At 76.2% G+C, this 13,120-nt stretch carries 13 protein-coding genes; all 13 read right to left on the reverse strand.

The window, feature by feature from the left end; all coding sequences use genetic code 11:
• On the reverse strand, positions 1-1,264 hold a 1,264-nt coding region (locus ACFO3M_RS09880), incomplete at its 3' end, for a DNA polymerase III subunit gamma and tau (RefSeq protein WP_387988415.1).
• A gap of 69 nt (positions 1,265-1,333) precedes the next feature.
• A complete protein-coding gene (locus tag ACFO3M_RS09885) occupies positions 1,334-2,305 on the reverse strand; it encodes a sugar kinase (RefSeq protein ID WP_387988416.1) in 972 nt (323 codons plus the stop codon).
• Positions 2,302-2,961 carry a bifunctional 4-hydroxy-2-oxoglutarate aldolase/2-dehydro-3-deoxy-phosphogluconate aldolase gene (locus tag ACFO3M_RS09890; RefSeq protein ID WP_387988417.1) on the reverse strand — a complete coding sequence of 220 codons (660 nt, stop codon included), beginning with the start codon at positions 2,959-2,961 and terminating at the stop codon, positions 2,302-2,304. Before ACFO3M_RS09890 ends, ACFO3M_RS09885 begins: the two co-directional genes overlap by 4 nt.
• The gene (locus ACFO3M_RS09895; protein ID WP_387988418.1) at positions 2,958-4,106 is read right to left on the reverse strand and encodes a pyridoxal phosphate-dependent aminotransferase; all 1,149 of its coding nucleotides are present in this window, start codon (positions 4,104-4,106) and stop codon (positions 2,958-2,960) included. The genes ACFO3M_RS09890 and ACFO3M_RS09895 overlap by 4 nt, the downstream gene beginning before the upstream one ends.
• Before the next feature lie 29 nt (positions 4,107-4,135).
• Positions 4,136-5,020: an amidohydrolase family protein gene (locus ACFO3M_RS09900; RefSeq protein ID WP_387988419.1), complete on the reverse strand. Its 885-nt coding sequence runs from the start codon at positions 5,018-5,020 to the stop codon at positions 4,136-4,138.
• Positions 5,017-5,994 (reverse strand): ABC transporter permease, encoded by a 978-nt coding sequence (locus tag ACFO3M_RS09905; protein WP_387988420.1) that lies wholly within the window; start codon positions 5,992-5,994, stop codon positions 5,017-5,019. Before ACFO3M_RS09905 ends, ACFO3M_RS09900 begins: the two co-directional genes overlap by 4 nt.
• Positions 5,991-7,508, reverse strand: a complete 1,518-nt coding sequence (locus ACFO3M_RS09910) for a sugar ABC transporter ATP-binding protein (RefSeq protein WP_387988421.1) — start codon at positions 7,506-7,508, stop codon at positions 5,991-5,993. Before ACFO3M_RS09910 ends, ACFO3M_RS09905 begins: the two co-directional genes overlap by 4 nt.
• Before the next feature lie 4 nt (positions 7,509-7,512).
• A complete protein-coding gene (locus ACFO3M_RS09915; RefSeq protein ID WP_387988422.1) occupies positions 7,513-8,715 on the reverse strand; it encodes an ABC transporter substrate-binding protein in 1,203 nt (400 codons plus the stop codon).
• Positions 8,712-9,752 carry an ABC transporter permease gene (locus ACFO3M_RS09920; protein ID WP_387988423.1) on the reverse strand — a complete coding sequence of 347 codons (1,041 nt, stop codon included), beginning with the start codon at positions 9,750-9,752 and terminating at the stop codon, positions 8,712-8,714. Before ACFO3M_RS09920 ends, ACFO3M_RS09915 begins: the two co-directional genes overlap by 4 nt.
• Positions 9,749-11,023, reverse strand: coding sequence for a M20 family metallopeptidase (locus ACFO3M_RS09925; protein WP_387988424.1), 1,275 nt, complete (start codon positions 11,021-11,023; stop codon positions 9,749-9,751). Before ACFO3M_RS09925 ends, ACFO3M_RS09920 begins: the two co-directional genes overlap by 4 nt.
• Entirely contained in the window at positions 10,987-11,457 is a 471-nt protein-coding gene (locus ACFO3M_RS09930) for a pyridoxamine 5'-phosphate oxidase family protein (RefSeq protein WP_387988425.1), read from the reverse strand. Before ACFO3M_RS09930 ends, ACFO3M_RS09925 begins: the two co-directional genes overlap by 37 nt.
• A complete protein-coding gene (locus tag ACFO3M_RS09935) occupies positions 11,454-12,314 on the reverse strand; it encodes an IclR family transcriptional regulator (protein ID WP_387988426.1) in 861 nt (286 codons plus the stop codon). The genes ACFO3M_RS09930 and ACFO3M_RS09935 overlap by 4 nt, the downstream gene beginning before the upstream one ends.
• Before the next feature lie 123 nt (positions 12,315-12,437).
• Positions 12,438-13,109 carry a YceI family protein gene (locus ACFO3M_RS09940; protein ID WP_387988427.1) on the reverse strand — a complete coding sequence of 224 codons (672 nt, stop codon included), beginning with the start codon at positions 13,107-13,109 and terminating at the stop codon, positions 12,438-12,440.
• Between the last annotated feature and the right edge of the window lie 11 nt (positions 13,110-13,120).

Below are 13,120 nucleotides of genomic sequence, written 5' to 3' on the forward strand. Positions count from 1 at the left end.
GCGCCGGCTCCTCGCGGACCAGCGCGCGGCGCGCGGCCTCGCGGGCGGGCGCCACGGGCGCGGCACCGGCACCAACCCCGGCACCGGCCTCCGGCGCGCCGCCGATCGCCAGCCGCCGCTCGAGGCGCTCGAGCCGCTGCAGCGCGCCGGCGGCGGTGTCGTCGGTGGCCGGCAGCAGCATCCGCGCGCAGACCAGCTCCAGCAGCAGCCGCGGCGCGGTCGTGCCGCGCATCTCGGTCAGCCCGGCGTGCACCGTGTCGGCCAGGCGCGACAGCGTCGCCGACCCGAGCGCCTTGGCCTGCTGCACCATCAGGTCCAGCCGGTCGGGCGGGCAGTCGAGCAGGCCGTTGGCGCCGGCGTCGGGCACGGCGTCGAGGACGATGAGGTCGCGCAGCCGGTCCAGCAGGTCGGTGGCGAAGCGGCGCGGGTCGTGCCCGGCCTCCACGACGCGGTCGACGGCCCGGAACACACCCGGCGCGTCCTGGGCGGCCAGCGCGTCGACGGCCTCGTCGAGCAGCGCGTCGTCGGTGACGCCGAGCAGCCCGACGGCGCCGGCGTAGGTGACGCCCTCGGGCCCGGCGCCGGCCAGCAGCTGGTCGAGGATCGACAGCGAGTCGCGCACCGAGCCGCCGCCGGCCCGCACGACCAGCGGGAACACCGTCGGCTCGACCTGCACGCCCTCGGCGGCACAGGTCTTCTCCAGCAGCCCGCGCAGCGTCGTCGGCGGCACCAGCCGGAACGGGTAGTGGTGCGTGCGCGAGCGGATCGTCGGCAGCACCTTGTCCGGCTCGGTCGTCGCGAAGACGAAGACCAGGAACTCCGGCGGCTCCTCGACCACCTTGAGCAGGGCGTTGAAGCCCTGCGTGGTCACCATGTGCGCCTCGTCGACGATGTAGACCTTGTAGCGGCTGTTCACCGGCGCGAAGAAGGCGCGCTCCCGCAGGTCCCGGGCGTCGTCGACACCGCCGTGGCTGGCCGCGTCGATCTCGATGACGTCGAGCGAGCCCGGGCCGTCGGGCGCCAGCGCGACGCAGGACGCGCACACCCCGCACGGGGTCGACGTCGGCCCCTGCTCGCAGTTGAGCGAGCGGGCCAGGATCCGCGCCGACGACGTCTTGCCGCAGCCGCGCGGGCCGCTGAACAGGTAGGCGTGGTTGATCCGGCCGCCGTCGACGGCGTTGACCAGCGGGGTGGTCACGTGCTCCTGGCCGACCACCTCGGCGAAGGTCGCCGGGCGGTACTTCCGGTAGAGCGCCAGAGCCACGCGGCGAGGTTACGCGGCACCGCGGACAGCCCGGCGGACCTCGGGTCCCCCGGTCCCCGCGGGCCGCGCTCAGCGCACGACGGTGTCCGGGTCGGCGTCCAGGAGCGCGAGGTCGGCGCGCGACGGCAGCCCCTCCCAGTCGCCGGGCACCGTCACCGCGAACGCCCCAGCCGAGGTCGCCAGCGCCAGCCGCTCCTCCGGCGGCAGCCCCAGGCACAGGCCGCCGAGGTAGCCCGCGCCGAACGCGTCCCCGGCCCCCACCGGGTCCACGACGTCGACCCGGCGGGCCGGGACGCGGCGGACCACCCCGTCGATGCTCGACAGCGACCCCGCCGCGCCCTTCTTCACCAGCACCTGGCGGGGCCCCAGGGCACCCAGCGCGGCGAGCAGCGTCCGGTCGTCCGGGCCCTCGACGAGCAGGCGGGCCTCCTCCTCGGTCGCCAGGACGACGTCCGCGGCGCGCACCAGCTCGTGCAGCACCGGCCCGGCCTCGGCCGGGGACCACAGCGCGCTGCGGTAGTTGAGGTCCACCGACACCGGCACGCCGGCCGACCGGGCCTCCTCCACGGCCGCGAGGACCGCCTGCCGCGCGGAGGCGCTGAGGGCCGGCGTGATCCCGGTGACGTGCAGGACGCCGGCCGCGGCGACGACCGCGGGGTCGACGTCGTCCGGGGACAGCCGGGAGCCGGCGCTGCCGGAGCGGTAGTAGAGGACGCGGGTGGCCCGCGCGGTCCGACGCTCCTTGACCATCAGCCCGGTCGGGGCGCCGGGGTCGACGACGGCGGTCGCGGTGACGCCCTGCCCGCGCAGCGTCGTGGCGACCAGGCGGCCGAACTCGTCGTCCCCGACCCGGCCGATCCAGGTGGCCGGCACGCCCAGCCGCACCGCGCCCACGGCCAGGTTGGACTCGGCGCCGGCGATCCCCAGCCGCAGCGCGGGCGCGTGCCGCAGCAGGCCGACCTCCGGCGGCCACAGCAGCGCCATGGTCTCCCCCAGCGTGACGACGCCGCGGACGACGGCAGGGTCCCCCGCCGCGCTCACGCGCCGGACCGCCCGCGGGCCACCGCGTCGAGCGCGGCGCGGGCCCGGCCGGCCAGCCCGGCCAGCTCCGCGTCGTCCTCGAGCGCCCGGCCCAGCAGCGGGCCGCCCATCCCGACGGCGACCGCGCCCGCCTGCAGGTAGCCGGGCACGTCCTCGACGCCGACGCCGCCGGTGGGCACCAGCAGGACGTCGTCGAGGGGGCCGCGCACCTCGCGCAGGTACCGCGGGCCGCCGGCCGACCCCGCCGGGAAGACCTTCACCGCGGCCGCCCCGAGGTCCCAGGCGCGGGCGATCTCCGTGGGCGTGAGCGCGCCGGGGTACCAGGCCAGTCCGCGCTCGGCGGCGCGCCGCCCGACCGCCTCGTCGGTGTTCGGGGCGACGACGAAGACCGCGCCGGCGTCGGCGGCGCGGTCCACCTCCTCGGGCCGGCGCACCGTGCCGACGCCGATCTCGGTCCCCGCGCCGGCGTCGGCGGTCAGCCGGCCGACCACGTCCAGGGCGCCCGGGGTGTTCATCGTGACCTCGAGGCAGCGGACGCCGGCGTCGAGGAGCACCTCGCACGCGGCGGCCAGCCGCTCCCCGGACCGGCCGCGCAGGATGGCGACCAGGCCGCTCCCGGTGAGCACCGGCCCGGGCTGCAGGCGGGCGCCGGTCACCGTGCCGCACCCATCCGCCGGATGCCCTCCAGCAGGTCGTCGGTGTCCGTGGCCAGCGACAGCCGCACCCACCCCTCCCCGAGCGGCCCGAACGTGGTCCCGGGCGCCACGGCGACGGAGTCCCGGCGCAGCAGCTCCAGGGACCACGCCCCCACGTCCCCGCCGCTGCGGTCCCGGACGTCGACCCACAGGTAGAAGGCCCCCTCGGGGCGCAGGTACCCCAGCCCGCAGGCGCCGAGCGCGTCGACGGCGAGGTCGCGCCGCTGCCGGTAGGTCTCCCGCATCGCGACGACGTCGTCCTGCGGGCCGCGCAGCGCGGCCAGCGCCGCGGCCTGGGCGGGGGCGTTGACGCAGGCCAGCAGCGGCTCCTGCAGCTTGGCCGCCTGCCGGGCGACGTCCTCCCCGGGGCTGACCAGGTAGCCGACGCGCAGCCCGGTCATCGCGTAGGTCTTGGAGAAGCTGAAGGCGCTCAGCACGCGGCCGTCCCGGTCGAACCGGCCGGGGCTGACGTGCGGCCGGTCGAAGGTCAGCTCGTCGTAGCACTCGTCGGAGAGCAGCCAGAGGTCGTGGTCCTCGGCGAAGCGGACCAGCGCCTCGACGTCGGCGGCCGGGAGCACCGTGCCGAGCGGGTTGGACGGGGTGTTGACCACGATCAGTCGGGTGCGGTCGGTGACCAGGCCGGCCAGCTCGCCGGGGTCGGGGCGGAAGCCGTTCTCCGGCCGCAGGGGGTAGCGCACCGGGACCGCCTGCAGCAGCTGCACCGCCATGGCGTAGTTCGGCCAGCCCGGGTCGGGGATCAGCACCTCGTCGCCGGCGCCGATCGTCAGGGACAGCGCGTTGTGCAGCGCCTGCGCCCCGCCCGCGGAGACGACCACCTGCGCGGGCGTCGCCGGGAAGCCGTTGACCGTGCTGACCTTCTCCGCGATCGCCTGCCGCAGCGGGTCGATCCCGGCGTTCGGGACGTAGTGCGTCTCCCCGGCGGCGTACGCCGCCCGGGCGGCCTCGACGACGTGCGCCGGCGAGGGGAAGCTCGGCTCCCCCACGTGCAGGCCGATCACCGGGCCGGGCAGGCTCCACGCGAGGTCCATCACCTGTCGGATGCCGGAGCGCGGCATGGTCTCCGCCCCCGTGGCCAGGCTGGGCATGGGTCGGTCGTCTCCTCGTCGGGGTCGGTTCAGGCCGCGGCGGCGGCCAGGCGGGGGAACAGCGAGCGGGCGGTGCCGCCGGTCACGCGGGCCGCCTCCCGCCCGGTCAGGCCGGGCAGCGCGGACGCCACGATCCCGACGAGGGTGTCGTACCCCGGGACGTCGCTGGGCCACGGGTGGTCCGAGCCCCACAGCAGGCGGTCGGCGCCGTAGGCGGCGGCCAGCCGGCGCGTGACGGGGAACAGGTCGGCGTACGGCGGTTCCTCGGCCGAGAGCGCGTACTGGCCCGAGACGAGCACGTGCACCCGCGGCGCGTCGGCCAGCCGCAGCAGCCGCTGGACCAGCGGCTCGGGCAGCGGATCGTCGAACCGGGGCCGGCGGTGCTCGTCCACCCACATGTCGTGGGGGCAGAAGCCGAGGTGGTTGAGGACGACGACGAGGTCGGGCAGCAGCCGCACGAGCTCCTCGAGCAGCGGCAGCTGCGGCGGCGGCAGGTAGCTCCACAGCGGCAACCCCTCCTCCGCCATCAGCCGGAGCACCGGCAGGGCCGGGGAGTCCGCGACGGGCCGGGACGGGTCGCCGAGCCAGCCGGTGCGCAGGGCGCCGAGGTCCCAGCGCTCGCGCCGCCGGCGCAGCGCCGCGACCGGGTCGGCGCCGGTGGTCCCCAGCTCGGCCCCCGTGGCGACGGCGACGCCGGCGAACCGGGTGGGGAACCGGTCGAGGGCGTCGGCGACGTCGTCGTCGACGGCGTCCAGGGCGACGAGCACCGCCGCGTCCACGCCCGCGGCGTCCATCCGGGCGAGCAGGTCCTCGGCGGGCGCCTCCCGGTCCGCCGGGGCCAGCTCGTCGACGCCCCGCGGGGAGACGGCGGCGGAGCGGAAGACGTGCGCGTGCCCGTCGACCACGCCGCTCATCGCCGGGCCCGGGTGACGAACACCGCCGCCGCCGCGAGGATCACGACGCCGCGGATGAGGTCGGTGAGCGTCGCCGGCAGCTGGAGCAGGGTGACCGAGCTGCTGACCAGCGACAGCAGGACCACGCCGCCCATCGTGCCGACCAGGCTGCCGCGGCCGCCCAGCAGCGACGTGCCGCCCAGGACGACGACGGTGATGGCCGACAGCTCCAGGCCCTGCCCGGCGGTGGGCGACCCGACGGTGGCCCGCGCGGCCAGCAGGACGCCGGCCAGGGCGGCCAGGACGCCGGCCAGGACGTAGGCGGTGACCAGGACCCGCGCCACCGGGACGCCGTTGGCCCGGGCCGCCGCCTGGTCTCCGCCGACCGCGAACAGCTGCCGCCCGAACGCCGTCCGGTGCAGGACGAACGCGACGACGGCGAGGGCCAGCAGCAGCACGCCGAAGGAGTAGGGCACCGGGCCGATCCGCTGCAGCGCGATCGTCGACAGCGCGGTGGTGACCCGGCCGGTGGGCGTCGTGCTGATCGTGAAGGCCGCGCCCTGGATGAGGTAGAGCGTGGCGAGGGTGACGATGAACGGCGGCAGCCCCACCCGGGCGACGAGCACCCCGTGCAGGAGACCGACCAGCGCCCCGAGCAGGAGCATCCCGACGACGACGGGCACCGTGCGGATCGGGTAGCCGTTGATCAGGATCGCCGTCAGCAGGGCCGACAGCGTGGCGAGGGAGCCGACCGCCAGGTCGATCCCGCCGCTGAGCACGACGAGGTGCTGGCCGAGCGCCGCCAGCCCCAGGACGACGGTGGCCGTGAGGACGTTCGCGACGTTGGCCGGTGCCCAGAAGCCGCCGGCGTCGGCGACGGTGAGGGCCAGCACCGCGACCAGGACGACGATCCAGACCGCCGCCCCGGTGCGGGTGAGGCTCGCGAGCAGGGAGCCGCGCGTGCGGGCGGGGGCGACCCCGGCCGCGGCGCTCACCGGGTCACCCCCGCGGTGTCCAGGGCGAGGTGCATGACGTTCTCCTCGGTGACGTCCTCGCCGGCCAGCTCGCCGACGACGCCCCCCGCGCGGCAGACCAGGACGCGGTGGGACAGCCCGAGGACCTCGGGGAGGTCGCTGGAGACCACGACCACCGCCATCCCCTCGGCCGCGAGGCCGGCGATCAGCCGGTAGATCTCCGCCTTGGCGCCGACGTCGACGCCGCGGGTGGGCTCGTCGAGCAGCAGCACGCGCGGCCCCCGCCGCAGCCACTTGGCCAGCACGATCTTCTGCTGGTTCCCGCCGGAGAGCTGCCAGGTGCCCTGCTCCGGCCCGGACGCCCGGATGCCCAGGCGGGCCTGCTCCTCCTCGAACACCGCCCGCTCGCGGCGGGCGGAGAGGAAGCCGCCGCGCAGGACCTGTCCCAGCGCGGCCAGCGTGGTGTTGGCGCGCACCGGCAGCGGCAGGACCAGCCCGTCGGTCTTGCGCTCCTCCGGCACCAGGGCGACGCCGGCGGCGATGGCGCGGCGGGTGCCGGTGGGCACCGGGCGCCCGGCCACCTCGACCGTGCCCGCGGCCCGGCGGTGCTCGCCCGCGATGGTCCGCAGGAGCCGGCTGCGCCCGGAGCCGACCATGCCGGCCACGCCGACGACCTCGCCGGCCCGCACGTCGAGGTCCAGCGGCGCGGGCGTCCGGGAGCTGCTGACGGGGACCAGGCCGCGCACCCGGAGCACCGTCTCCGCGCCCGGCTCGGGCAGCGGCGGGAAGACGGCGTCGACGTCGCGGCCGACCATCTCGCGGATGATCCGCGGCACGTCGTAGTCCGACGCCGGCCCGGTGGAGACGACCCGCCCGTCGCGCAGCACGGTCACGTCGTCGGCGAGGTCGGTGACCTCCTCCAGCAGGTGGCTGATGTAGACCACCGCCACGCCGTCGGCGGCCAGCCCGCGGACGACGCCGAACAGCGCCTCCAGCTTGTCGCCGGAGAGCACCGCGGACGGCTCGTCCAGCACGATCACCCGGCTCTTCCGCACCAGCGCGCGGGCGATCTCGACCATCTGCTGGTTGGCCAGCGACAGGTCCTCGGCCCGGGTGCGGGGGTCGAGGTCGCCGAGCCCGACGCGGGCCAGCGCGGCCCGGACCTCGCGGTCCTGGGCCGGGCGGTCGAGCAGGCCCCGCGCGGTCCGCTCCTGGCCGAGCATCACGTTGTCGGCGACGCTCATGGCCGGGAGCACGGTCAGCTCCTGGTAGACGGCGCTGATCCCGGCCGCCATGGCCTGCCGGGGGTCGGTGAACCGGACCGGCTCGCCGTCGAGCAGCAGCTCCCCCTCGTCGGGGACCTGGTTGCCGGTGAGGATCCGGACGAGCGTGGACTTGCCGGCCCCGTTCTCACCGACGAGGGCGTGGACCCGACCGGGCCGACACGAGAGGTCGGCCCGGTCGAGCGCCCGCACCCCGGGGAAGGACTTGGTCAGCCCCCGGGCCTGCAGGACGGCCGTCGTGGAGGACGCCATCGGCTCAGCACAGCCCCAGTTCGCGCAGCTGCTCGTCCGGCAGGCCGGAGGGGACGAACAGGTTGTCGCTGCACTCGGGCCGCACGTACTGGTCGAGCTGCTCGTGCGTGAAGCTCGGGCTCTCGATGTAGACCTTGTCGAGGACCGGCTCGCCCTCGAGCACCGACATCGCCGTGTCCAGGCACTGGGTGCTCTGCTCGGGCGGGAAGGACGACAGCGCGAACTTGACGTCGGTGCCCTGGACCGCCTTGAGGAACGCGTTGATCGCGTCACCGGTCATCGGCGGCACGGGGCGCCCCGCCTCCTGGTAGGCCTGGACGACGCCCAGGTCGCCGTAGCCGGAGTCCGACCAGATGCCGTCCAGCTCGGGGTACTGGGTCACGAGGTTGGCGGCCACCGTCTTGGCCACCGTCGGCGACCACTCGGTGTACTGCTCGGTGACGACCTCGATGCCCGGGTACCGCGAGAACACCTCGAGCGCCGCGGCCTTCTGGAACTCGGCGGTCGGGACGCCGGCCAGCCCGCTGAGGACGGCCACCTGGCCCTCGCCGCCCAGCTGCTGCACCAGCCACTCGGCGTACATGGTGCCGAGCAGCTCGTACTGGCGGGTCACGGTGGACACCGCGCCGCTGTCCGCGCCGAGCCGGCCGGCGCAGAGGACCACCGGGATGCCCTGGGAGGCGGCCGCCTGGACCTGGCCGGTGATGCCGTCGCCCATGGGGACGACCACCATCGCGTCGGGGTCCTGCGAGGCCAGCTGCTGGATGTTGTCGACCTGGGCGGTGGCGTCGCCGTTGGCCGAGGCGTAGAGGACCTCGACGCCGAGCTCCTCGGCGTGGGCGCGGAAGGCCTCCTCGTTGGTCAGGCCCCAGGAGTTGGTCGGGCCCTGCGCGGCGAAGGCGATCCGGTAGGTGTCGCCGTTCTTGGGCTCGGCGGCCCACTCGGAGGTGTCGACCTCGCAGATCTCCTCCTCGACGGGCTCGAGCTCCTCGAGGCCGAGCTGCTCGGCCGCCGTGGTCCAGGCCTCCCGGTAGGTCGCCTGCGCCTCCTCCGAGTTGGCGCACTCCTCCCCTCCGCCCCCGCCCCCGCCCGCGGACGTGCCCTCCTGCTCCGTGCCGCAGGCCGCCACGAGCGCGGCCGCCATGCCGAGAGCCAGGGGCAGGCGCAGCCGGCCCCCGCGGCGCGAGGTGCTGACGTGTGTCCTCATCGCACTCCATCCCTCTGCTTGTTCCGACGAGGGGACCGGACGGTCCACCCGCTGCTCTGGAGCCAGACGGCGAGCAGGATCACCGCGCCGCTCACCACCAGCTGCGCCCCAGCCCCGGCGCCGAGCTGCCGCAGCCAGGCGAGCAGCACGGCCAGGAGGACGACACCGGCGACCGTCTGGCCGATCCGGCCGCGTCCCCCGGTGAGGGCGATGCCACCGATCACCGCGGCGGCGACGGAGTTCAGGTCGAGGCTGCGGGACAGGCGCGCGTCGACGTAGCCGATGTAGCCGGCGTTGATCAGCCCGGCGAGGACCGCGAGCAGCGCCGCGGCGACGAAGCAGCCCACGACGATCCACCCGGTGCGCACCCCGGACAGCGCCGTCGCCCGGGCGTTCGCCCCGGTGGCGTAGAGCCGCCGCCCCAGGCCGGTGCGGGACAGCACGACGCCCGTCACCACCGCGACGGCGAGGAACACCCAGGTGGGGACGGGGACCCCGAGCCACCGGCCGGTCCCCAGCCCGCCGAGCCCGCCGGGGATGTCGCCGGAGGGGGCGCCCCGGGTCCACGCGGTGATGACGCCCTGGACCAGCACGAAGGTGGCGAAGGTGGCGACGAACGCCGGCACCTGCCGCCGCACGACGAGCAGCCCGTTGACCAGCCCGACGACCGCGCCGGCGCCGAGGGCGAGCAGGACGGCGCCGAGCAGCCGGTCGTCGTCGCCCTGCGTGTACTCGGCGAGGATCACCGTGGTCAGCCCGACGACGGCGCCGATCGACAGGTCGATGCCCCCGACCAGCAGCACCAGGGTCTGGCCGATCGCCGTCACGCCGATCAGGCCGACCTGGAACAGCACCAGCCGCAGCACCCCGCCGCTGTAGAAGCCCGGCGTCGTGATCGCCGCCAGCACCAGGACGACCGCGAGCCCGGCCAGCGGGGCCACCAGGGACAGGGCCCGGCGCAGCAGGTCCCGGCCGGCACCGGGGCCGGCCGCCGGTGTCCCCGCCGTGGTGCCCTGCGTCGGCGCGCCGGCGGTCACGACGTCCCCTCCCCGTCCCGCGCCGTGAAGGCCCGGGCCAGGTGCTCGTACAGGTCGACGGCCCGCCGGACGGCGGCGACCGAGACCCACTCGTCGGCCCCGTGCGCGCGGCGCAGCAGCCCCGGCCCGAGCGCCGGCAGGGTGGCGATCCCCTGGGCGGCGGCGAACCAGGTCGCGTCGGTGGTGCCGGGGAAGACCGACAGCGGCGGCGCGGCGCCCAGCACCGCCTCGCACGCCTCCTGCGCGGCGCGGGCGACGGCGTGCCCCGCGGGCACGGCCGCCGGCGGCAGCCAGTCGTTGGGGGCGGCGTCGTACTCCACCGCGAGGTCGGCCCCGGTGTCGCCGGCCACCCGGGTGACCAGCCCGGTGAACGCCTCGGTCACCCCGCCGCGGTCCATCCCCGGCAGGAGCCGGACCTCGGTGTCGACGGCGACCCGGCCGGGCAGCACGCCGTAGCCGACGCCGCCGCGGAAGGTCATGCCGGTGTTGACGGTGGCCGCCCAGCCCTCGAGCGCGTCGTCGTTGGCCGGCACGGCGAGCTCGAGGTCGTCGGCGACGGCGGTGACCAGGCGGGCGGCGTCGACCCCGGCGTTGCGCGTGCCCGGGACGCCGGACAGGCTCGAGTGACCCTGCCGGCCGCGGGCGACCAGCCGCAGCCGGGCGATCCCGCGGCTGACCAGGTGCACCCGGTCGAAGTCCTCCTCGATCCCCCCGGGCTCGCCGATCACGACGGCGTCGGCGCTCAGCGGCCGGGTGGAGGCGACGTGGTGGGCGCCGTAGGTGGCGCCGTCCTCCTCGTCGGCGGTGAGGAGCAGGCTCAGCCGCCCTCGTCCGCCGGGGGCGCGCGCCAGCCGGGACGCGGCCACCAGCATGGCGGCGATCGCGCCCTTCATGTCGGCCGAGCCCAGCCCGTACAGCCGGTCGCCGTCGAGGTCGGCGCCGAGCGGGTCGACGGTCCAGGTGGCGTCCCCGACCGGCTTGGTGTCCAGGTGGCCGGACAGCACGAGGTGGCTGCCGCCGGGCCCGAGGTCCAGCGTCACCAGCAGGTTGGGACGTGCCGGGTCCAGCGCCAGCACCTCGGCGGCCGGGAGGCCGAGGGCCGGCAGCGCGTCCCGGACGACGCCGGCGACGGCGCGCTCGTCCCCCGGGGGGTTCGGGCTCGACGTCCGCACCAGCGTCCGCGCGAGCTCGACGACGTCGAGAACGTCGCCGGCCGGTCCGTCCGCCGCCCCGGTCACTTGTACCGCCGCGCCCAGTCCTGCCCCTGCCACGTCTGGAACGTGACCGGGACGAGTCGGTAGAGCCAGCGCGGCTTGTCGAGCGTCGGCTCGAGGTACTTCGGGCCGTTCTCGCCCAGGTAGCGGGTGGACATGCGCTCGGCGACGGGCACCCACTGCCCGCCCACGTTGGGGCGCTCGACCAGCTCGGCGCGGCACTGGGCCACGACCTTCCGCTGGGCGCCCTCCTCGTCGACGGTGATCGCGCAGCGCGGCTCGGCCTCGAGGTAGCGGCCCCACGCCGCCTTCTCGCGGGGCACCACCCAGAACGCCTCGCCGTCCCACTCCTGCCAGCACGGCACCACGTAGGGCCAGCCCTGGTCGTCCAGGCAGGCCAGGCGGGCGATCCGCGGCTCGGCCAGGAACGCGGCGACCGCGTCCTCGTCGAGCTTGCCGACCTTGCCGCGCCAGCTCTCGTCCTCGCTCACGGGGTCCTCCTCTCGGCGCCCGGGGTCTCCGGGCCGCTGGTCAGGGCGCCGGCCGGGCCGTCCCCGGGCAGCGGGGCACCCAGCCGCCGGGACAGCTCCGTGGTCACCCGGAGCACGTCGGGCGCCAGGCGCTGCACGTCGTCGCTGGTGAAGCGGTAGGCGGGCGCGGACACCGACAGGCCCGCCACGACGGCGCCGGTGTGGTCGCGGACCGGGGCGGCGACGCAGCGCACGCCCTCCTCGTTCTCGATCTCGTCGGTGGCGTAGCCGCGCTCCCGGATGCCGCGCACGTGCGCGAGCACCGCCGCCACCTCCGTGAGGGTGTTCTCGGTGCGCCGCTCCAGCGGGTCCGTCAGCAGCGCGAGCACCTGGTCGTCGTCCCGCCCGGCCAGCAGCACCTTGCCGATGCCGGTGCAGTGCAGGGGGTTGCGGGAGCCGGGCCGGGCGGCCGGGCGGACCGGCTTGGGGCTGTTCACCGCGGCGACGTAGAGCACCTGCCGGCCGTCCAGGACCCCGAGGAAGCAGGTCTCGCCGCTGATCTCGACCAGTTCCTCCATGAGCTCGGCGGCCTGCGAGCGCAGGTCCAGCCGGTCGAGGAAGGACTGGCCCCAGGCGGCGACGCGCGGGCCGAGCGTGTACGCGCCCTGGCCGTCCACGCGGAGCACCTCCGCCCGGCAGAGGACGTCGAGCAGCCGCAGCGCCGTGGGGCGCGGCAGGCCGCTGGCCTCGACCAGGTCGACCAGCCGCAGCGGGCGGTCGCTGTCGGCGACGTGCTCGACCAGCCACAGGCCCTTCACCAGGGCCTTGGCCGATCCGGCCGCAGAAGTGGACGCAGTGTCCAGTTCGGCTTTGGGCACGGGGTCCATTCTGTAGGGATCAGGTTCCCGCACAAGACCCGAGCGCGTGACGATCTCGTTTCCCGGCGCCTCGGCGCCTCCGGCACCGGGCGCGGGACCGGCTCGGCCCGCGCCCGGCGCGGCTCACAGGGTGAGCTTGAGCAGGAACTCGACCTGGCCGCGGTCCTCGACGCGGACGAAGCCCAGGTCCGGCGCCGAGATGCCGAAGTCGGCGAACACGACCGGGACCGCGCCGGAGGCCTCGACCCCGCCGGCGGTGCGGACGACGGCGAGGTCGGTCTGCACCTGGCGCGTCGTGCCGCGCAGCGTGAGGTCGCCGGTCACCGGCACGGTCACCGGGGTGCCGCCGAGCTCGGGCAGGTCGACGGGCCCACGGACGGCGAAGGTCGCCGTCGGGTGGGTGCCGACGTCCATGACGTTGCCGCGGAAGTAGTCGTCGCGCCGGCCCGAGTCGGTGCTGATGCTCGCGACGTCGACGGTGACCTCGGCCGAGGCGATGTCCCCGCCCTGCACCACCACGGAGCCCGTGACCCGGTCGGTGGTGCCGGCGACGGTCACGTCGGCCCCGTTGAGCACCTCGTCGACGCGGTAGCCCGCCGAGGAGCCCGGGGCCACCGTCCACGTCCCGTCGGTGTCGGCGGCCAGCTCGACGTCGGAGGGCTGGGCCTGCACGGTCGGGGCCGCGGCGGCGTCCTCCTCGAGCGCGGCGTAGACCAGGGGACCGACGCCCAGGCCGAGGGCGAGGACCGCGACCGGTCCCCCGACGATCCACCACGCGCGACGGCGACGGGCCATGACGAGCTCCT

The organism is Geodermatophilus arenarius (genome assembly GCF_042654585.1).
GTDB classification, from domain to species: Bacteria; Actinomycetota; Actinomycetes; order Mycobacteriales; family Geodermatophilaceae; genus Geodermatophilus; species Geodermatophilus arenarius.